Below are 19,689 nucleotides of genomic sequence, written 5' to 3'. Positions count from 1 at the left end.
CTCAGCCGGACAGCGCCATGAGGAGGACGAGGGGGTGGAGCAGCCCGACCGTGCCCAGGACGGTGCCCGTCACAGCGGTCCACAGCTGGCCGACGCCCCGCCGGGCGTGGTGGACGCCCGCCAGTCCGAACGTGACGGCGAGGCCCCCGGCGACGACCATCACCGGCAGCAGGCCGAACGTCAGCGTCGGCCACACGCCCGCGGCGGCCATGGTCCCCAGGACGAGTGCGGTGGGGCTGAGGCCGCCGGCGGGCGTGTCGGCTCGGCCCGTGGTGCTCGCGGACATGAGATCCCCCTGTTCTGAACGCGTTCAAATCCAGGGTTCGATCGTAGCGGCACATGGCGGTCGCGCTTATTGCCTCTGAGGCAAAGAAATTGCCGCACGGGCAAAAATCGGGCTGAATGGAGGCATGAACGCCTCAGACGTCCCGCCGCGGGGACCGGGCGACGACCTGCCCGCCGTCGCGCCCCAGCTGCGCGCCCTGCGCCGGCGTGCGGGGCTGACCCTGGAGGCCGCGGCGCGTGCCGCGGGGCTCTCGCCGGCCCACCTGTCCCGTCTGGAGACCGGGCACCGCCAGCCCTCGCTGCCGATGCTCCTCGCGCTCGCCCGTATCTACGGTACGACCGTCTCCGAGCTGCTCGGTGAGACGGTCACCGACCGGGACGCGATCCTGCGGGCCTCCGACATGGAGCCCACGCAGGCGGGCGGCTGGACGTACGTGCAGGCCGGGGCGCCCGGGCGCGGTATGCAGGCCCTGCGGGTGCGCGTGCCCCACGGCTCGCAGGGCGACATCGTGCGCGTGCATCCCGGTGAGGAGTGGCTGTACGTCCTGAGGGGGCGGCTGCGGCTGCGGCTCGGCGACACCGCGCACCTGCTCGCCCCCGGTGACAGCGCGCACTTCGACTCCCTCACCCCGCACCGCCTCGCCGCCGAGGACCAGGACGGCGTCGAGCTGCTGTTCGTCCACACCCTGTTGCAGAGTCCCACGGCCACGCTGTGCCTGGGGCCGCTGACCGGAGAGCTGCCATGAGCGATTTCGAGACCAAGTTCCCCCGTTCCCTCTGGATCCGGCTGGTCATCTACATCGCCCTCGGGCATGTCCTGGCCGCGTTCCTGTACCTGCTGTTCACGGTGGGCGCCAAGTCGTGAACCGCCGGGCGGCCGCGGCCGGGGTCACCGGTCAGTCCAGCAGGCGCTCGCGGAGCCGTTCACGGGTCCCGGGGGAGAGGTCCAGGCCCTGACACAGGTAGGTGTCGACGTCGCCCCAGGTCTCCGCGATGCTCTCGAAGGCCGCTTCCAGGTACTCGGCGCGGGCGTCGAAGAGCGGGTCGAGCAGCTCCATGATCTCGGGGGTGTACGCGGAGTCCGCGCTACCGCTGCGGCGGACCTTGTAGCGGCGGTGCCGGGCTTTGGACTCCAGGTAGTCCGCGACGATCGCGTCCCGCTCCACCCCCAGGGCGAGGAGCGTCACCGCTATGGAGATGCCCGCGCGGTCCTTGCCGGCCGCGCAGTGCATCAGCGCGGGCACGCTGTCACCGGCGAGCGCGTGCAGCACCCGGGAGTGCTCGGCGGTGCGCTCTCTGACGATCTTCCGGTAGGAGGCGATCATCCGGGCCGCCCCCTTGCCGTCGGCGAGGATCGCGCGCAGCTGGTCGAGGTCGCCGTCCCGGACCATCTTCCAGAACTCCGCGCCGTCCGCCGGGTCGCTCAGCGGCAGATTCACGTTCCGCACGCCGGGCAGCTCGACGTCGGGGCCCTCCAGCGTCTGGTCGGCCGCGTTGCGGAAGTCGAACACCGTGTGCAGGCCCAGGGAGGCGAGGAACGCCGCGTCGTCCTCGGTCGCGTGCGCCAGATGCCCGCTGCGGAACAGCACGCCGTAGCGCACCCGCCGTCCGTCCGTGGTCGGCAACCCGCCCACGTCACGGAAATTGCGCACTCCGGCCAGCTCCGGCTCGGTCGACGGGACCTGCTGCGTCACGGGGGCTCCTCCCGGTCGGCCCCGCCGGAGCGGCTCACCGGCGGGCACTGCGACGACGATACGACATCGATTTCCCCGGGCGACGAGTTGTCCACAGGCATGGTCACGCGCTCCGGTGTCCTCGATGACGGCGATGCCTGATGCGGGAGCCGGCACCTGTGAGGTCTGGGCGGCGGACATCGCCGAAGAGGGCCGTACGTGTCTCCTGCCGGGCCCGGCAGCGGTCACGCCCCGCACCTCACCGGCGAGGGCGAGCCGCTCCGCCCGTACTGGGGGCCGCGGCTCGCCCTCGCCGGCGCCGAGGCCCTCACGGCCGGCCCGCTGCCCGGTCGCCGGCCCTCGGAGTCCCCGCTCGACGGCCGCGAGGAGTATCCCGTCGAGGGCGGCCCCGCTGCCGAGCCGCACCGGCCACCAGCACCTGCCCAGGGCCGCCCTCGGCACCGACGTCACCGAGAAGCGCGGCCACGCGGACGCGACCCGGCATTCCGGTTGCGTCGCATCTGAGCCGGCTGACCGAATTGCGGCTTTTCGTCCAACTCGGCGCCAAAGGGGACGGTCTGGGGAGGGCTCAAGTGAGGAGCGTCATATCCGTGACCGTGCGTCGCGCGTCATGTTCACGTAATTCCGGTGCGCACAAGGGAAATTGAGGGGAGGGGGGAGACGGAAACAACGCAGGGTGACCATGAAACCCCCTATCCGGTCACCCGAAACACGAACAGCGGGCATCCGATGCTTGTTTCCTCGCGTCCCGCTCGCTTACGTTCACCACCAATCCGGACGGGACGCCGAATCCTGCCGCCGCCCGGAGCCCCTCACTTGACCCGCGTCCGGCAGGAGCGGGGGACCCACCAGGTACGACTGCCTGTCCGGTCTCCGCGACAGGCTTTGGGGTGCAGCCGTGCAGCGCACGGCCGGGCAGCTCCAGCCCGAACCCGACAGCTGACCTCGCAGGCGCCGGAGAGGAACCGCGCCATGCCCGCCAAGGGTAAGCACCGACGCCCCAAGCCCCAGCGCTTCTCCCGCTCCATCGCCGCCGCCGGAACCGGTGGCGCCGCGCTGGCACTCCCGCTGATCGGGGCCACCGGCGCGCACGCCGCGCAGGCCGCGGCCCCCGCGCAGGCCGTGTCCGGAAAGACCGTGCAGTCCCTCCCGGACACGGCGGACAAGACCGCCGCGCAGCCCGGCACGAGCCTGCGCACCTACACGGTCCGCAGCGGGGACTACCTCTCGAAGATCGCCGACGAGCAGCGTGTCAGCGGCGGCTGGCAGCGCCTCTACGACGACAACCGGCAGGCCGTCGGCGCCGATCCGTCGCTGATCCACCCGGGCCTGAAGCTCAGCCTGGGCGCGAAGGCCGCGCGGACGCGCACCGAGACCGCCGCCCCGCGGCACGTCCCGGCCGCCCCGAAGTCCACCCGGTCCGCCCGGTCCGCGCAGGCGGCGCCGTCCTCCGGATCCGCACCCACGTCCACCTCCACCGGCTACACCCTCCCGGTGGCCGGCGCCGCCACCGGCACCGCCTACCACGTGGCCGGCGGGATGTGGTCCAGCGGCTACCACACCGGCGTCGACTTCGTCGTCCCGACCGGCACTTCCCTGAAGGCCGTCGCCGCGGGCACCGTCGTCTCCGCCGGCTGGGGCGGCGCGTACGGCAACCAGGTCGTCATCCGGCTGCACGACGGCTACTACGCCCAGTACGGCCACCTCTCCCAGCTCTCCGTCTCGGCCGGCCAGAGCGTCTCCCCGGGCCAGCAGATAGGCCTGTCCGGCGCCACCGGAAACGTGACCGGCCCGCACCTGCACTTCGAGATCCGCACCACGCCGGACTACGGCTCCGACATCGACCCGGTCGGCTACCTCCGCCGGCACGGCCTCGCCGTGGGCTGACGCCCGGCCCCTTCCGCACCACCTGCCTGACACGCACACCGAAGGCCGGACCCCGAACTCGGGGCCCGGCCTTCGGTGTTCCGGTTGTGCGGCGTTCAACGCGCCTGACGGCCGCCCTATTCCGTGATGGGCGCGATCCCTGGAGTGGCTCATCTCACCGATCGTCAACCCCCGCTTACGGTCGCGTAGGTCACACCGGAAGGTGAATCATGATCCGACGTGGCAGACGATTCGAAGAATGACAACAGATCAGTGATCGGGTCGTACGTAGCGGTGGGGGACAGCTTCACCGAGGGCGTCGGCGACCCCGGTCCCGACGGGGCGTTCGTGGGCTGGGCAGACCGGTTCGCGGTGCTGCTCGCCGACCGGCGTCCCGAGGGCGACTTCCAGTACACCAACCTCGCCGTGCGCGGCAAACTGCTGGACCAGGTCATGGCGGACCAGCTCCCCAAGGCCCTGGAACTGGCTCCGGACCTGGTCTCCTTCTGCGCGGGCGGCAACGACATCATCCGCCCGGGCACCGACCCCGACGAGGTGGCCGAGCGCTTCGAACGCGCCGTGGCCCGACTGACCGAGGCCGTCGGCACGGTGCTGGTGACGACCGGCTTCGACACCCGAGGCGTGCCCGTGCTCAAGCACCTGCGCGGCAAGATCGCCACGTACAACGGGCACGTCCGCGCCGTCGCCGACCGGTACGGCTGCCCCGTGCTCGACCTGTGGTCCCTCAAGTCCGTGCAGGACCGCAGGGCCTGGGACCGGGACCGGCTGCACCTCTCGCCCGAGGGGCACACGCGCGTGGCCCTGCGGGCCGGGCAGGCCCTCGGCCTGGACATCCCCGCCGACCCCGAGCAGCCGTGGCCGCCGCTGCCGCCCCGGGGCACCCTGGAGATCCGCCGCGACGACGTGCACTGGGCCCGCGAGCACCTCGTCCCCTGGATCGGGCGCCGGCTGCGCGGGGAGTCCTCCGGCGACCACGTGACCGCCAAGGGCCTCCTGTCGCCGGACGACATCAGGATGCGGATCGCCACCGTGGCCTGACCCCACGGCCGAACCGCGCCTGGTCGGTGCGGGCCTCGGTGCCCGCCCGGGGCGGGGATGCGCCGCCCGTGCGGTGCATCCCCGCCCCGGGCGGGCGCGCTCAGCGCTCGCGTCCGGCCAACGCCTGCCGGTCCAGGCCCAGTTCCCGGGCGAGGGCGTCGTCCACCCACTCCTGGGCCCGGGCCCGTGGCACCCCGCCCGGGTAGGACGTCAGCTGCACGGCCAGACCGTCCAGCAGCGCGGTCAGCCGCAGCGCCGCACCGGACGGGTCCGCGCACACGAATTCGCCGGCCGTCACACCCTCGCTGATGACCGCAGCGATGGCCGCCTTCCACTGCCTGTCCAGGTCCCGGGTGACATCGCGGAGCGCGGGCTCGCGCAGGGCCACCGCCCAGCCCTCGATCCACAGCCGCCAGCCCTTGGCCTGCCCCGTCGGCGCGTACCAGCGCACCGCCGCCCGCAGCCGGCGAAGCGCGGACGTCCGGCGTCCCAGCAGCCCGCGCAGATGCGCGAGATCGTCCGCCGCCGCGTAGGTGAAGGCGGCGGCGACCAGCTTCTCCTTCGTCGAGAAGTGGTACAGCACCAGCGCGTTGCTCACACCGAGTGTCGCGGCGACGTCGGCGATCCTGACCGCCGCCACGCCCCGCGCCTCGATCTGCTCGATGGCGGCCCGCAGCAGTTCCTCCCGCCGCTCCGCCACGCTCAACCGCACTCTCGCCACGCGGTCACCCTAGCCGTTGTCGCCCGGGACGCCGAAGCCGTCCGGCGTCCCCCGCCCCGCCCACGCCGCCGGGACACCCCGGCACGGCGGCGTTCGGCACCCGCGGCCGTGCCGCCCGCCCTCTTCCTGGGCCCGTCAGTACCAGCCGAAGCGCTCCGTGATCAGCGGCAGCCGGTCGGCCGCCAGGGCGTGCGCGGCCGCCCGCGGGGTCGTCCCGTCGGCCGACGCGCGGTCGAGCGTCAGCCCGACCAGGGCGCGCATCGAGCGACGGATGTACGCGAACGCCTCCTCGGCGTCGGCACCGATGTCGCCGAACAGCGTCCACCACCACCAGGCGTTGGTCCCGGAGTTGACGACCACGTCCGGCAGCACCGTCACCCCCCGCGCGGCGAGCAGTTCCTCCGCCTCGGGCACGACCGGCATGTTGGCGGCCTCGACGATCCAACGGGCGCCGGTCTCCTCCTGGTTCAGGCTGTCGATCGCGTACGACACGGCCGCCGGCACCAGCACCTCCGCCTCCGTGGACAGCCAGGCGTCGCCGGACAGTTCGAGGTCGTCCGGGCGCAGCACCCGGCGGTCCACGGTGCCGTAGCCGTCCCGCGCGGCCAGCAGGGCCTCGACGTCGAGCCCCGCCGGGTTGGCGATCGTGCCCTTGACGTCGGCGACGGCCACCACCGTCAGGCCCGCGCGTGCGAGGAAACGCGCGGTGGCCCCGCCCATCGTGCCGAAACCCTGCACGGCGACCCGGGTCCCCGCGTACGGCACCGCGGCCCGGTCCAGGGCCGCGAGCACCGACTCGGCGACCCCGCAGCCGCCGGCCAGCTCGTCCAGGCCGATGCCGTCCACCTCGGCCGCGAAGGCGTCCGCGAGCCGCCTGCGGGCCGCCGCCTCGTCGTCCAGCAGCGGATACACCGCCTGGACGGAGGAGACCAGCCCCACCTCGGCCGCCGCGCGGTCCACCACGTCCTGACTGAGGCCGAGGTCCTCGCCGGTGGCCCAGAGGGTCTCGATGTACGGCCGCACGGCGCGCAGGTACCGTACGAGGAGCCCGTACGCCCCCGGGTCCCGCGGATCGCAGTCGATGCCGCCCTTCGCGCCGCCGAGCGGGATGTAGCGGCCACCGGGGCGGTAGTGCAGGGCCTCCTTCATCGTCATACCGCGGGCGAGCCCCGTCACCTCCTCCAGCGTGCAGCCGGGCCGCATCCGCAGCCCGCCGCTGGCCACGCCCCGCACCAGCCGGTCCACGACCAGGAAGCCCTGGCGGCCGGTGACGTGGTCGGTCCAGACGAGCGACATCCAAGGGGCGGTCACGGGGTCTCCAGGGGGGCCGGGGCGCGGCTGCGAGGGTGCCGGCCGGACGGTGCGACAACGCTAGACACTGAATGGCGGGTCAGTGTTCGGAGCCGGTCCGGCGGGCGTCGACGTGGCGGACGGAAGCCCGCTGACGGCAGGCGGGCCCCCGGCGCGTCGGGACTGTCGGTGCGGCCGACCATAATGGAAGGCCTCACCCACTCCACCGGGAGGTACCGTGACCGGTCTGCGTTCCCCGAACTCCGGGCTCCGCGCGCTGCGGCCCGCGGCCTTCGGCGCGGACCCGGGCGGAGAGCGTCTGGCACGCATCCGCCGCTCGCCGCACTTCAAGGACGGTGTCTTCCTGAACCCGGGCGGCTCCGCACGCACCCGCCCCTCCGGCTCCACGCTCGACGTCGCCAAGGTGTTCCTCGACAAGGACACCCGGCCCCTGCGCGCCCCCAGGGGCACCGTCCCGGTGCACCCCACGACCTACGCCGACCTGGCCCAGCCGCCCGCCACCGGGCTCCGGCTCACCTGGGTGGGCCACTCCAGCGTGCTCGCGGAGATCGACGGCCACCGGGTCCTGTTCGACCCCGTCTGGGGCGAGCGCTGCTCCCCGTTCCCGTTCGCCGGGCCCAAGCGGCTGCACCCGGTGCCGCTGCCGCTGGCCGCGCTGGGACCGGTCGATGTCGTCGTCATCTCCCACGACCACTACGACCACCTGGACCTGCCCACGATCAAGGCGCTGGCCGGCACCGACACCCTGTTCGCCGTGCCGCTGGGCGTCGGCGCCCACCTCGAACACTGGGGCGTCTCCCCGGACCGGCTGCGCGAACTGGACTGGCACGAGTCCACCCGGGTCGGCGGCCTCACCCTCACCGCCACCCCGGCCCGCCACTTCTGCGGCCGGGGCCTGCGCAACACCCAGCACACCCTCTGGGCGTCCTGGGTCGTCGCCGGCGAGCAGCACCGGATCTACCACAGCGGTGACACCGGCTACTTCGACGGCTTCAAGGACATCGGTGCCGCGCACGGCCCGTTCGACGCCACGATGATCCAGATCGGGGCGTACAGCGAGTTCTGGCCCGACATCCACATGACTCCCGAGGAGGGCATGCGCGCTCACCTCGACCTCCAGGGCGGGGCGCCGCACGGCGTGCTCCTGCCGATCCACTGGGGCACCTTCAACCTGGCCCCGCACCCCTGGGCCGAGCCGGGGGAGTGGACGCTGGCCGCGGCCGAGGCGGTGGGGCAGGCGGTCGCCCTCCCCGTTCCGGGCCGGCCCTTCGAGCCTGCCGGCGTCCTCCCTACGCGCCCCTGGTGGCGGGACGCGTCCTTGCCGCTGCACCGTGAGTGGCCTGTTGCGCAGATCACTCCGGTGGCCTCTCGGGACGACCTCGACCTTGTGGGCGAGGCCTGAACGTACAGGAACCGGAGCGCGTCCCGGAAGTCCTCGCAGCCTGTCGGAGGCCGGACGAGGGGAGCCCCCGCGAGTGTGCGGGAGACCGTCTCATTCCCCTTGCGGGGACTCCCTCTCCACGGGCTTCATCAGCTCTGCGTTGAGCTGGGCGCCGACCAGGAGCGCCAGGTTGGACAGCCATAGCCACACCAGGAAGACCACGACGCCTGCCAGTGAACCGTACAGACGGTGATAGGTGCCGACATGCGCGGCATAGAGGGCGAAGCCGAGTGAGGCGGCCAACAGGAGCACCACTGCCAGTGTGCCGCCGGGCGCCATCCTCCGGACGGGGCGGGAGGACGCCGGGCCCGAACGGTACAGGACGAGCACCAGGGTGACGGCGACCGCGGCCACGACCGGCCACCGCAGCGTCTCCCAGGCGTCCTGCGGCCCGGTCCCCAGGTGCAGCGCCCGGCCCAGACGCCGGGCCAGGCTGCCGGTGAGAGACAGCGCGAGGGTCGATGTGAGTAGCAGGGAGACCAGGACGAGGGCCGTGGCGATGATGCGGGGGGCGGTGCGCCAGACCGGCCGGTGCGCGCTGACTCGATGCATCGCGTGCAACGCTCGGCGGAAGACGCTCAGATAGCTGCATCCCGACCACAGGGCTCCGGCTCCTCCGAAGAAGATCAGCGTCCATGCCGCTGACGACTGCCGGGCCATCTGCCCCAGGGTGCTGCGCAGCAGAGGGCGGGACGCGACCGGAGCGGCCTGCGACATGCGGTCGATGACCTCCGGCTTGGCCGTGGGCATGGTCAGGCCCAGGATCGAGAGGATCACCAGCAGCAGGGGAAACAGGGCCAGGACCGCGTAATAGGTCAGCGCGGCGGCCCAGTCCGTGACGTCATCGTTCCAGACGGCCACCGGCGTCCGGCGCAGCGCCGCCCACCACCGGGCCGTGCCGCCGTCTCCGTCATCCATGACGCGGATGCTCCACCTCCGGTCGATACGTATGACCGGCGCGCGTTCCGAGCCACCGGTTCGCCCGGCGTACAGTCGCGGCCGGGCCACGGCCCCTCGCCTCTCTCGGTCACCGCGCGGTGAACAGCACGCTTCCCTCTCCCGGGAGGTCGGGGGCGCGGTCATGGCGGCGACCTGAACGACGGCCAGGGACGGAAGTCGATGAGGGCGCCGAGAAGGCGCTCCCCCGGAATCGCGCCGGGCCCTTTCCACGCTCCCGGCGGGACGCGCGGTCAGTGCCTGAACGCGTCCTTGGCCTTCTCCTTGGCCTCGCGGGCATCACCCGTGGTCTTCTCCGCCTGTCCCTCGGCGGCCATCCGGTCGTTTCCGGCAGCGCTTCCCAGGGCTTCCTTCGCCTTGCCCGCGGCCTGCTCGGTCTTCGCCTCGGTCTTCTCGCCGGCGGTCATGGGAGCACACCTCCTGATAGGTCCTTCCGCTGTCGCGGTAACCCGCTCGTGCCCCGGCCTTCCCTCCACAAACAAGGGCCGTGCGCCAGGTCGGTTCGCTCAGCCGGCCTGCAGGGGCGGCTTCGCGGACGGGCGTCCGTCCCGGTGGAGGCGCCGTGATGATCCAGGCTCACGCTCCGTCCGGCGTCGCCGGCCGCCTCGCGCCCGGCCGGCGGGGATCAGTCTTCGGAGAGCGCGTCCTTGACCGTCTCGTGTATCGGCAGCACCGAGGTGAGCCGGGTGAGTTCGAGGATGCGTCTGACCTCCGGCTGGACACCGGTCAACGCGAACCGGTGCCCGGCGTCCGTACGGCGGCGGTGGATGTCGACGAAGGCTCCCAGCGCGCTGGAGTCGCAGAAGTTCACGTGGGTGAGGTCCAGGACCAGCAGCGGCACACCCTGCATCTCCGTGGTGGTGAGATGCCCCAGCAACTGGGGCGCGGTGTGGTAGTCGATGGGGCCGTCCACGGCGACGACCGCGTGTCGTGGGCCGCGGTGCGACGCGAGGGTCAGGGTGGGGCCGGTGGGAACCAGGCTGTTGGAATCGACCGGTGGTGAGCCGACGGTGGGCCTGTGCGCCTCGGGGCCGGGCGAGGGGGTCATCGGGAGTGGCTCTCCTGTATCCGGGGCGAACGGGGCCAACGGGTCGGCTGGTTGTCCTGGTGCCGGCCGGGGAGCCGACCGGAGTACGTCGTCACGAGGTCTTGACCTCCGCCCACACCACTTTTCCTCCGTCGATCCAGCGGGTGCCCCATCGTGTCGCAATGGCGTCGATCAGGAATATGCCCCGGTGCCCGAACTCCCCGGGTTGGGAAACGATCAGACGAGGCTCCTCGAGACTGCTGTCCGTCACCTCCAGGACGACGCGTTCACCGGCCCGCCGCAGCTCGACGCGCAGCGGTGTCCTGGCGTGGCGGACGGCGTTGGCGACCAACTCGTCCGCGATCAGCATCATGTCGTTCGCCAGATGCCGCAGACCCCACTCGTGCAGGACCCTGGACACCAGGTCACGGGCGTCGGGGACCGCGCTGGAGACCGGGGGGTAGTCACGTGCGACCGCCACCACCTGGTGCGACGCGTCCTCGGGCCGGTGCAGGTACAGCAGGGCGATGTCGTCGTCGTGCTGACCGCCGGCCAGGGCGTCCAGCCACGAGTCGCAGTCCGCCTCGATCTCGCCCACGGGCCCGGCCAGCAGCTCCCGCAGCTGCCGCAGCCCGTCGTCGATGGGGCGCCCGCGGCGTTCGACCAGGCCATCGGTGTACAGCAGCAGCCGCGATCCGGGCGGCAGCGGGACCACCTGCTCCGCATAGCGGTGCCTGCCCACCCCCAGCGGCGGGCCGACCTTCTCGTCGAGGAATCGCACGCCGCCCTCCGGGTCGCGCCGGGCCGGCGGCAAGTGCCCGGCGACGGCGGCGCGCAACTGGTCGCGGCGCGTGTCGAGCACCGCGTAGACGCAGGTGGCGATGGAACCGGGAGCGATGTCGTCCACCAGGACGCTCAGCTGTTCCAGCACGTCGGCGGGGGCGAGACCGAGCTGTGCGTAGGCCCGGCAGGCCGTGCGGATCTGGCCCATGACCGCTGCCGCCCTGACGCCCTTGCCCATCACGTCACCGACGACCAGCGCCACTTCGCCGTCCGGGAGCGGTATGAGGTCCACCCAGTCACCGCCGGCGCCGCGATCCCGCGCGGCGGGCAGGTACCGTGACGTGCTGGAGACCCCGTCGACGCGTGGCAGAGCCGGCAGCAGGTGGCGTTGCAGCTCTGTGGCCGCTTCCCGCTCCTGGCGGTACGTCTGCGCGTTCTGCAGCGCCACGGCGGTCTGCGCGGCGACACCGGTGACCAGGCGTTCGTGTCGCTCGGTGAAGACCCCCCGCTCGGGATGGCCGAAGAAGAACCCGCCGAGCACCGTCCCCCGGGACATCACCGGAACGGCCAGGTAGCTCCGCACCGGCAGGTGCCCTTCCGGCATGCCGTGGTGCGGTGCGTTGTGCCCGTAACGCCTGTCCGCGGTGATGTCGTCGGACCGCATCACGCCGAGGCCCCGGAAGGTCTGCTCGAACACCTGGGTGTTGCGCGGCATGGGGAACTTGTCGAAGGCCGACCGGTCGACACCGGAGATCACATACAGCAGGTAGGACTCTCCGGTCTCGCCCAGGACGTTGTAGAAGAAGGCGCCGAACGCCGCCCCGGCCAGGCGGGTGGTGACGTCGACCGCGTGCTGGACCAGCGCGTCGAGGTCGAGTTCCGCGGCCAGGACGCTGCCGACCTCCTGCAGCAGCTCGACGATCGCCGCCTCCTCGCGCAGGTCACGCTCGCGCTGCTCCAGCTCCTGCTGGGACCGGCGCAGCTCCGTCGTGGTGGAGCGCAGCTCGGCCACCACCGTCTGAAGGTGCGCGGCCCGCTGTCCCACCAGGCTCTCCATGTCCTCCAGCAGGGTGCGCGCCGCGTCCGCCTCCGCGCTGGGCGACGGCCGGCCGGCGGACAGCAGCGCCAGGCGCGTACTGCCGGTGACGGTGCGGAAGAGCGTGGCGGCCTCGGCGGGCAGCGGAACGCGGGAGAACAGCACCACCGCGAACCACTCACCCGGCGACAGGGTTCCCCCGAAGGCCAGCGCGGAACGGACGCCCTGCCCCGGCAGAAGTTCCTCCAGCCCGTCCACCCGGCTGCCGGACACGTGCACGACCTCGACGTCGCTCGCCGGTGGCACAGCGCCGTCCGCCTCCCCGGTCGTGACTCCCAGGCGTTCGAGCAGCCGGTGCACCGAAGGTGTCTCGTGGGCGCCGCCGGACGACGGCACGGGCATGCGCAGCGGACCGGATCCCTCCGCGCCGGGCCAGGGGACGTACGGGCCACGGAATCCGGCCAGGGTCAGACGCCGCGCGTGCTCAGCGGGCGGTCCCTCGCCTGCCGGTGCCGCGGTGACGGCGTTCCACGGCCCGGCGAGGAAGACACCCACCGCGGGGCAGGCGCGGCTTTCACGCCCGTCGACCAGGCTGTCGTAGAAGAAGTCGGCGACCGTTTGAGCCGCCGCGTCCGGTGACGGCGCACCGCTGACGGCCTTCCGCAAGTGAGCACTGCATCGGGCTGTCTCACTGAGACCGAAAGCCGACAGGTCGAACCGGGCGTCCCGCACGCGGTGTCACACCTCGATCACTGAAGGGGGTAGGGCCATGGACGAACAGCAGGACCGTGGACATCACAGGTTAGTCCCTGGCCGATTCTGGTTCGTCCCGGTCCGTGCTGCCCTCCCTGTACCCGGCCGCCCCGCGCGGATGCGGCGCGGGCCGCGCACAGTGGCGGCGTGGCGTCCGTCACCGGTTCTCCTGACGGGGTGGTGCGGGCGGTACGGGAACGGACAGGGTGAGCGGAGCCGTGTCGTCGCCGACACCGTCTCCCGGGCCCGGGCCGCCGAGGTGGCCAAGGGTGATCCGCGGTACGCGGATCGGTCACGGCATCGGTGACAGCGCGCGACGGCGCCACCGCGCACCTGGTCGTGTCCCCGGTCGCCACGCCGGCCGTCTGGGCGCCGGAGGTCCTGTGCCGGCGCCCTGGCCGGCCCGCCTATCCTACGTAGCGCTCCGCTCCGAGCGGACAGGGCGGTCGCGGTACCGAGCGGGAGGCCGTGCCGGGCGGGGTTCGTCGTGCCGACGACTCGTGCGGAGACGTCGTCGCCTCGTTCCGCACGTGGGCAACGGGTCGGCCTCCGGCGCGGTCGGCACGGTGGGTGGACTGGACGGCGTGGAGGAGAGGGATGGGTGTGGCGGGTTCCACAGATGCTGGGCACCGGCCGTCGACCGCGGCGGCCGATGTGTTCGCCGCCGACGCGGAGGTCGGCGAAGACCTTGCCGCGGTGGACTGGGCCGCGACCCCGCTCGGGTCGCCGGACTGCTGGCCGCAAAGCCTGCGGACGACGGTCAGCATCCTGCTGTCGTCACGGTTTCCCATGTGGATGGCCTGGGGACCCGATCTCACGTTCTTCTGCAACGCCGCCTACCGCCGGGACACCCTGGGACAGAAGTATCCCTGGGCGTTGGGTCGTCCGGCGAGCGAGGTCTGGGCGGAGATCTGGGGCGACATCGGCCCGCGGATCGACGCCGTACTGGCCACGGGCGAGGCCACGTGGGACGAGGCGCTGCTGCTGTTCCTGGAGCGCTCGGGGTATCCCGAGGAGTCGTACCACACGTTCTCGTACAGCCCCCTGCGGGACGATTCCGGCGCGGTGGTCGGGATGCTGTGCGTGGTGAGCGAGGAGACCGAGCGGGTCATCGGCGAACGGCGGATGACGACGCTGCGGGACCTGGGCTCGGATCCGAGCGTGGTGCGGACCGAAGAGGAGATGCTGGCCTTCGCCGGTCAGCAGCTCAGTCACAACCTGCGGGACCTGCCGTTCACGCTGACGTACCTCTTCCAGCCGGACGGCACCGCGCGACTGGCGGGATGCACCGGGCTGACGGCGGGACACCCCGCGGCGCCGGCCGGTCTGCCGGCCGGCGCGCAGGACGCTCTGTGGCCGGCCGCCGCCCTGGCCGGAGGTGAGTCCGCGGTGATGGACCTCGTCGGCGCCCCGTTCACCGCGCTGCCCGTCGAGCCGTGGCCCGAGCCGCCCGTCCGGGCGCTGGCCGTGCCACTGCTGCAGCAGGGCAGCGCCCCCTACGGGTTCCTGGTGGCCGGACTCAACCGCTTCCGCCCGCTGGACGCGGGCTACCGCGGCTTCGTCGAACTGGTCGCCGGACACATCGCGGCCGGGATCTCCAGCGCGCGCAGTTACCAGGCCCAGCAGCGGCGGGCCGAGGAACTGGCGGAGCTGGACCGGGCGAAGACCACCTTCTTCTCCAACATCAGCCACGAGTTCCGCACTCCGCTCACGCTGATCATGGGGCCGGTGGAGGAACTGCGCGCGCGGTTCGACGGAGGCGATCCCCGGGTGCGCGACGAACTGGAGGCCGTTCACCGCAACGGCCTCCGGCTGGGCAAACTCGTCAACAGCCTGCTGGACTTCTCCCGGATCGAAGCGGGGCGGATGCAGGCCAGCTACGAGCCCGTCGACCTGTCGGCGGTCACCGCCGAGCTGGCCAGTGTCTTCCGCTCGGCAGTGGACAAGGCCGGTCTCGGTTTCGACGTCGACTGCCCCGCGCTGGACGATCCGGTGCACATCGACCGCGGCATGTGGGAGAAGGTCGTCCTGAACCTGATCAGCAACGCGCTGAAGTTCACCTTCGAGGGATCCATCCGCGTATCGGTCCGTACCGAGGACGGCCACGCGGTGGTCACGGTCGCCGACACCGGCATCGGTGTGCCCGCCGAGGAGATGCCCAGGCTCTTCGAGCGTTTCCACCGCATCGAGACCGCCCGCTCGCGTTCCAACGAGGGCAGCGGCATCGGGCTCGCGCTGGTCAAGGAGCTCGTCAGCCTCCACGGCGGCACGATCACCGCGGACAGCACACCGGGCCGGGGCACCCGCTTCACGGTCCGCCTGCCCTTCGGTACGGAGCACCTGCCGGCCGACGCCCTGGCGCCGGCCGCCTCCACCGCCGTCCCCTCGTCCACCGCCGAGCCGTACGTCGTGGAGGCGCTGCGCTGGCTCCCCACGGACACGCCCGACGCGGAGACACCCGTGGCACCGGCGACGAGCGACACCGCCTACACCTCGGGTCCCGTGGTACCGGCGCGGGTGCTGATCGCGGACGACAACGCCGACATGCGGGAATACCTCACCCGCATCCTGCGGGGCGCCGGATACCACGTGGAGGCGGTCACCGACGGGCACGAAACCCTGTGGGCCGTCCGCGCGGAGGCTCCCGACCTCGTGGTCAGTGACGTCATGATGCCCCGCCTGGACGGACTGGCCCTGGTGCGGGAGCTGCGAGCCGACCCGCGTACCGCTGCCGTGCCTGTGCTGCTGCTGTCCGCCCGGGCCGGGCAGGAAGCCTCCATCGAGGGCCTGCAGGCCGGTGCGGACGACTACCTCGTCAAGCCGTTCGCGGCGGCGGAACTGCTGGCCCGGGTGCGGGCCAACGTGGAACTGTCCCGCCTGCGCACTCACCACGCCCGCTGGCGCACCGCGCTGGTCGACTCCCTCCAGGAGGCGTTCTTCGTCTGTGACGAGGACGGCGCGGTCGTCGAGATCAACGCGGCGTTCACCGGCCTCCTGGGCTACGGCCCCGAGGAACTGCCCTACCAGCCGGTCCACCCTTGGTGGCCGGAGGCCGACAGTGATCCGGAGGGCCACGAGCAGGTGGGCCGCGCCTTCGCCGAACTGATGGAGAAAGGACGTGGCCGCTACACCATCCCCGTCACCCACCGTGACGGGCACCGGTTGTGGATCGACGTCGCCTTCAACCACGCCCAGGATCCCGACACCGGACGCCGCGTGGTCGTCGGCACCTTCCGCGACGTCACCGCCGAGCACTACGCCATCCAGCGCGACAGCGCCCTGGCGGCGCTCAGTCTCAGGATCTCCCAGGCCACCAGCCTGGGCGAAGCACTGACCGGTGCCCTGAGCGAGCTGAAGGAGCTGTGGCGCGCCCGACAGGTCCTGGCAGTCGTCTTCGGCCATCACGCGGATCCCGTAGTGACCGCCACGGACGCCGCGCCGCACTGGCGGGAGTTGCCCGCCGACCGGCGCGAGACGCTCACCGTCCTGCGCGAGAGACCCCTGCTGACCCCGGTCACCGACCACACCAGCGCGAGCATCACCGTGGAGCACCCCGACGGCCCCATGGTGCTCCGGGTGGACCTCGGCGCCGGCCGGCCGTTCACCCACGACGACCAGTTGCTGCTGTCGCTGCTGGCCGGGCACCTGGCCCAGGGTCTGGTCCGCGCCCACCAGATCGACCAGCAGCGCGAGACCGCGATCGCCCTGCAACGGGCCATCCTCGGCCCCTCCCACCTGCCCGACGGCTTCGCGGTCCGCTACGAACCGGCCACCCAGCCCCTGGAGGTGGGCGGTGACTGGTACGACACCGTGGCGCTGCCCGACGGACGGATCGGCATCGTCGTCGGTGACTGCGTCGGCCGGGGACTGGAAGCGGCCAGCGTCATGGGCCAGCTGCGCAGCGCCTGCCGTGCCCTGCTCCTGCAGGACGCCGATCCCGCCCAGACCCTCATGGCCCTGGACCGCTTCGCCGCCGGCATCCCCGGCGCGCTGTGCACCACCGTCTTCTGCGGTGTTCTCGACCCCGGGACGGGCCGGCTGACCTACTCCAGCGCCGGACACCCGCCGGGCATCCTCGCCCACCACGACGGCACGACCCGCCTGCTCGAGGACGGGCGGTCCCTGCCCCTGGCCGTGCGGCCGGGCAGAGCACGCCCCGAGGGGGAGTGCACGATCCCGGCGCGCGCCACCCTGCTGCTGTACACCGACGGTCTCGTCGAGCGCCGGCGACGCCCGTTGAGCGCGGGCATCCACCAGGCCGGCGAAGCCGTCCAGGACGGCAGGGACGCAGGCGTCGACGATCTCGCCACCCAGGTCATGACCCGTCTGGCCCCCGAGAACGGCTACGACGACGACGTCGCCCTGCTGCTGTACCGGCACCCGGCCCCGCTGGAGATGACCTTCCCCGCCGAATCCTCGCAGCTCGCACCGGTCCGCCAGGCTCTACGTACCTGGCTCGAACGGTGCCAGCTCCCCCCGCAGACCGCGCAGAACGTCCTGGTCGCGGTCGGCGAAGCCTGCGCCAACGCCATCGAACACGGCCATCGCGACACCCCCGGCGAGCCCGTCCGGCTGCGCGCCGAGGCGTTCGTGGACGACCTGCGCCTGGTGATCGCCGACACCGGACAGTGGAAGACCCCGCAACCCGAGGCCAACGCCCACCGTGGCCGCGGCATGACCCTGATGAAAGCCATGATGCAACACGTCACCGTCACCTCCGGCGCCGCCGGTACCACCGTCCAGATGCACACAAGGATCGCGTGATGACCACCCCGCTCACCCTGACCCCGGGCCGGCGGTCCGACGGCACCGCGCTGCTCACCGCCGTCGGCGAGATCGACATGACCAACACCGACGCCCTCTGCGAGGCCCTGGACACCGCGCACGGCCCGGTCGTCCTCGACCTCACCGGCGTCGAGTACCTGGACAGCGCCGGCCTCAACGTCCTGTTCGCCCGCGCCGACCGGGTCGAGCTCGTGGCCACGGCTCTCCTCGCCCCGGTGCTGACGATCTCGGGACTCGCCGACCTCACCACCGTCCACGGTCTGTAGCCGACGCCCGAGGGCGGGCCATCGCGGTGGCGCGCCAACGGCTGGGGCGACGGTGGGCTGCCGCGGGCAGGACGGCGGCGCGGTCTCAGGCGTTCGGCGCAGCGGCACCGCGCCGCCCAGGTGCCAGGAGGCGCGCCCGGCCACCCGGCGACTGGCTACGCGAGGCCTGGCTGCGCCGCCCTCCCCAAGTCCGGCCTCGGAGAACATCGGTACAGCGGTCATCGGTGAGAACGATCATGGCCGGTGGTGTCGATGAGCGCGCACATCGCCTCGATCCGAGGCGGGCTCCGTACGAGCAGTGAATGCCTGAACCAGCGGGCGGGCTGTGTTCACCTGCGGGTCGTGCAGGCATCCCCGCGGAGCGCTTGACCTTACCCTCAGGGGCAAGGTTTAGCGTTCTTCGAGGTGAGAGGCATGCGGATAGGTGAGTTGGCCCGGCGAGCGGGTGTGACGACCAAGGCTGTGCGCTATTACGAATCGCTGGGGCTGCTCGCGCCGGTGCGGCTGACCAACGGCTATCGGGACTACGACGAGCACGACGTACGGCTCACGCAGGAGATCCGGGCGCTGTGCCTCCTCGGCATCCCTGTCGAGGCGACACGGCCGTTTGTGGAATGCCTGGCCCTGGGGCACCGGCACGCGGACGACTGCCCGGCCGCGCTGGCCGGGTACCGGGACGCCATTGCTGAGCTCACGCAGCGGATTGAGGGCCTCACCGCCCGCCGGGCGGTGCTGGTGGCGCACCTGCACGAGGCCGCTCACCGCAACAGCCACTTCTTGCCGGCTGGAGGAGAGGAACCGATGACCGACTACACGAGCCTGCCTGCCGACCTGCCCGTTCCCGAGGACGACGGCGCTGCTGCCCGCCTGCGCGGTGCGAGCATGCCGCAGCTCGAACTCCATGCCACCGCCGGCGCCACAGTCAGCCTTGAAGCGCTGGGTGCAGGTCGCACGGTGCTTTACATCTACCCGCTGACGGGCCGCCCCGGCACCGATCTGCCCGAGGGCTGGGACTCCATCCCCGGCGCCCGTGGCTGCACCGCCGAGGCATGTGGCTTCCGCGACCACTACCAGGACCTGCTCGCGGCCGGCGCGACCCAGGTGTACGGCCTCTCCAGCCAGGACAGCGACTACCAACGTGAGGTCACCGAGCGGCTCCACCTGCCGTTCCAGATGCTGTCCGACCCCGCACGGGGTCTGGCCCAGGCACTGGACCTTCCCACATTCACCACAGGCGGGCTGACGCTGTACAAGCGGCTCACGCTGATAATCAAGGACAACGTGATCGAGCACGTTTTCTACCCGGTCTTCCCGCCGGACAAGCACGCCGGCCAGGTCCTGGCCTGGCTCAGCGACAACGCCCACCGGCCTTGATACGTCGGTACAGCTGTTGGCGGGATCATGGTTCCGTCGGAACAAGGGCGCTGACCCTGTTCGCGTATTCACGGCGGGCCATGCGCTGCGCCGGGACGGTCGGCTCGTCCTGGGTGCCGTTGAGGAGCTGGCGGTGGACTGCCGGGGTGGCGCTGACGCGCAGGGTGTAGCCCCGGCCGCGCCGTTCGGTTACGCCGTGGTCGGGCGCGGCCGGCTCGGCATCGCCCATCTCGGTGGCGCGGAGAAAGTCGGCGACCTTGCATGTCGAGGGTGACCGGCAACTCGGGGGCGGGGGCGTCCTCCTCGATGGCGGTGTGGTCGGGCATGAGGT

At 72.2% G+C, this 19,689-nt stretch carries 17 protein-coding genes and 1 riboswitch; of the genes, 8 read left to right on the top strand and 9 right to left on the bottom strand.

The features are described 5' to 3' along the window. Position 1: 1 nt before the first annotated feature. A complete protein-coding gene (locus ACF1BE_RS15665) occupies positions 2-286 on the bottom strand; it encodes a hypothetical protein (RefSeq protein ID WP_392199564.1) in 285 nt (94 codons plus the stop codon). 124 nt (positions 287-410) lie between these two features. Here ACF1BE_RS15665 and ACF1BE_RS15660 point away from each other — a divergent pair, with 124 nt between their 5' ends. After that, positions 411-1,031, top strand: coding sequence for a helix-turn-helix domain-containing protein (locus ACF1BE_RS15660; protein ID WP_392199563.1), 621 nt, complete (start codon positions 411-413; stop codon positions 1,029-1,031). Next, positions 1,028-1,150, top strand: a complete 123-nt coding sequence (locus ACF1BE_RS15655; RefSeq protein ID WP_356944375.1) for a DUF6126 family protein — start codon at positions 1,028-1,030, stop codon at positions 1,148-1,150. Before ACF1BE_RS15660 ends, ACF1BE_RS15655 begins: the two co-directional genes overlap by 4 nt. A gap of 31 nt (positions 1,151-1,181) precedes the next feature. Here the strand turns inward: ACF1BE_RS15655 and ACF1BE_RS15650 are convergent, their stop codons facing one another. Then, positions 1,182-1,979 carry a tyrosine-protein phosphatase gene (locus ACF1BE_RS15650; protein WP_392199562.1) on the bottom strand — a complete coding sequence of 266 codons (798 nt, stop codon included), beginning with the start codon at positions 1,977-1,979 and terminating at the stop codon, positions 1,182-1,184. A gap of 812 nt (positions 1,980-2,791) precedes the next feature. Then, positions 2,792-2,946: riboswitch (cyclic di-AMP (ydaO/yuaA leader) on the top strand. Between the two features lie 5 nt (positions 2,947-2,951). Between ACF1BE_RS15650 and ACF1BE_RS15645 the strand changes: the two genes are divergently transcribed. Further along, a complete protein-coding gene (locus ACF1BE_RS15645; RefSeq protein ID WP_392199561.1) occupies positions 2,952-3,866 on the top strand; it encodes a peptidoglycan DD-metalloendopeptidase family protein in 915 nt (304 codons plus the stop codon). 252 nt (positions 3,867-4,118) lie between these two features. Then, complete coding sequence (locus tag ACF1BE_RS15640; RefSeq protein WP_392199647.1) at positions 4,119-4,904, top strand: SGNH/GDSL hydrolase family protein; 786 nt, start codon at positions 4,119-4,121, stop codon at positions 4,902-4,904. 100 nt (positions 4,905-5,004) lie between these two features. Here the strand turns inward: ACF1BE_RS15640 and ACF1BE_RS15635 are convergent, their stop codons facing one another. After that, complete coding sequence (locus tag ACF1BE_RS15635) at positions 5,005-5,625, bottom strand: TetR/AcrR family transcriptional regulator (RefSeq protein ID WP_392199560.1); 621 nt, start codon at positions 5,623-5,625, stop codon at positions 5,005-5,007. 135 nt (positions 5,626-5,760) lie between these two features. Next, positions 5,761-6,936: a Glu/Leu/Phe/Val dehydrogenase dimerization domain-containing protein gene (locus ACF1BE_RS15630; RefSeq protein WP_392199559.1), complete on the bottom strand. Its 1,176-nt coding sequence runs from the start codon at positions 6,934-6,936 to the stop codon at positions 5,761-5,763. A gap of 217 nt (positions 6,937-7,153) precedes the next feature. On the opposite strand from ACF1BE_RS15630, the gene ACF1BE_RS15625 reads away from it, so the two are divergent. Continuing rightward, positions 7,154-8,338, top strand: coding sequence for an MBL fold metallo-hydrolase (locus ACF1BE_RS15625; protein ID WP_392199558.1), 1,185 nt, complete (start codon positions 7,154-7,156; stop codon positions 8,336-8,338). Positions 8,339-8,428: 90 nt separating this feature from the next. On the opposite strand, the gene ACF1BE_RS15620 is transcribed toward ACF1BE_RS15625, so the two are convergent. The 4 genes from ACF1BE_RS15620 to ACF1BE_RS15605 form a co-directional block, all read right to left on the bottom strand. Further along, entirely contained in the window at positions 8,429-9,295 is an 867-nt protein-coding gene (locus ACF1BE_RS15620) for a YihY/virulence factor BrkB family protein (protein ID WP_392199557.1), read from the bottom strand. 272 nt (positions 9,296-9,567) lie between these two features. After that, positions 9,568-9,741 carry a CsbD family protein gene (locus ACF1BE_RS15615; protein WP_392199556.1) on the bottom strand — a complete coding sequence of 58 codons (174 nt, stop codon included), beginning with the start codon at positions 9,739-9,741 and terminating at the stop codon, positions 9,568-9,570. 218 nt (positions 9,742-9,959) lie between these two features. Next, positions 9,960-10,382 (bottom strand): STAS domain-containing protein, encoded by a 423-nt coding sequence (locus tag ACF1BE_RS15610; protein ID WP_392199555.1) that lies wholly within the window; start codon positions 10,380-10,382, stop codon positions 9,960-9,962. Positions 10,383-10,473: 91 nt separating this feature from the next. After that, positions 10,474-12,846, bottom strand: a complete 2,373-nt coding sequence (locus tag ACF1BE_RS15605) for a SpoIIE family protein phosphatase (RefSeq protein WP_392199554.1) — start codon at positions 12,844-12,846, stop codon at positions 10,474-10,476. A gap of 690 nt (positions 12,847-13,536) precedes the next feature. Here ACF1BE_RS15605 and ACF1BE_RS15600 point away from each other — a divergent pair. From ACF1BE_RS15600 to ACF1BE_RS15590, 3 genes are all read left to right on the top strand, one after another. Beyond that, positions 13,537-17,697: a SpoIIE family protein phosphatase gene (locus tag ACF1BE_RS15600; protein WP_392199553.1), complete on the top strand. Its 4,161-nt coding sequence runs from the start codon at positions 13,537-13,539 to the stop codon at positions 17,695-17,697. Next, positions 17,697-17,984 (top strand): STAS domain-containing protein, encoded by a 288-nt coding sequence (locus tag ACF1BE_RS15595; protein ID WP_392199552.1) that lies wholly within the window; start codon positions 17,697-17,699, stop codon positions 17,982-17,984. Before ACF1BE_RS15600 ends, ACF1BE_RS15595 begins: the two co-directional genes overlap by 1 nt. 414 nt (positions 17,985-18,398) lie before the next feature. Beyond that, positions 18,399-19,358, top strand: a complete 960-nt coding sequence (locus tag ACF1BE_RS15590; RefSeq protein ID WP_392199551.1) for a redoxin family protein — start codon at positions 18,399-18,401, stop codon at positions 19,356-19,358. 25 nt (positions 19,359-19,383) lie between these two features. On the opposite strand, the gene ACF1BE_RS15585 is transcribed toward ACF1BE_RS15590, so the two are convergent. Next, the gene (locus ACF1BE_RS15585) at positions 19,384-19,587 is read right to left on the bottom strand and encodes a hypothetical protein (RefSeq protein WP_392199550.1); all 204 of its coding nucleotides are present in this window, start codon (positions 19,585-19,587) and stop codon (positions 19,384-19,386) included. Positions 19,588-19,689: the final 102 nt, after the last annotated feature.

The organism is Streptomyces sp. NPDC014991 (assembly GCF_043080665.1).
Classification (GTDB): domain Bacteria; phylum Actinomycetota; class Actinomycetes; order Streptomycetales; family Streptomycetaceae; genus Streptomyces.
The sequence above is the reverse complement of the archived record's forward strand: the minus strand, read 5'-3'. Positions and strand labels throughout refer to the sequence as shown.

Excerpts from the sequence above, each read along its gene's own strand:
- ACF1BE_RS15655 (WP_356944375.1), top strand. The coding sequence starts at position 1,028 with ATGAGCGATTTCGAGACCAAGTTCCCCCGTTCCCTCTGGATCCGGCTG.
- ACF1BE_RS15610 (WP_392199555.1), bottom strand. The coding sequence starts at position 10,382 with ATGACCCCCTCGCCCGGCCCCGAGGCGCACAGGCCCACCGTCGGCTCA.
- ACF1BE_RS15595 (WP_392199552.1), top strand. The coding sequence starts at position 17,697 with ATGACCACCCCGCTCACCCTGACCCCGGGCCGGCGGTCCGACGGCACC.
- ACF1BE_RS15620 (WP_392199557.1), bottom strand. The coding sequence starts at position 9,295 with ATGGATGACGGAGACGGCGGCACGGCCCGGTGGTGGGCGGCGCTGCGC.
- ACF1BE_RS15590 (WP_392199551.1), top strand. The coding sequence starts at position 18,399 with ATGCGGATAGGTGAGTTGGCCCGGCGAGCGGGTGTGACGACCAAGGCT.
- ACF1BE_RS15645 (WP_392199561.1), top strand. The coding sequence starts at position 2,952 with ATGCCCGCCAAGGGTAAGCACCGACGCCCCAAGCCCCAGCGCTTCTCC.
- ACF1BE_RS15615 (WP_392199556.1), bottom strand. The coding sequence starts at position 9,741 with ATGACCGCCGGCGAGAAGACCGAGGCGAAGACCGAGCAGGCCGCGGGC.
- ACF1BE_RS15585 (WP_392199550.1), bottom strand. The coding sequence starts at position 19,587 with ATGGGCGATGCCGAGCCGGCCGCGCCCGACCACGGCGTAACCGAACGG.
- ACF1BE_RS15660 (WP_392199563.1), top strand. The coding sequence starts at position 411 with ATGAACGCCTCAGACGTCCCGCCGCGGGGACCGGGCGACGACCTGCCC.
- ACF1BE_RS15665 (WP_392199564.1), bottom strand. The coding sequence starts at position 286 with ATGTCCGCGAGCACCACGGGCCGAGCCGACACGCCCGCCGGCGGCCTC.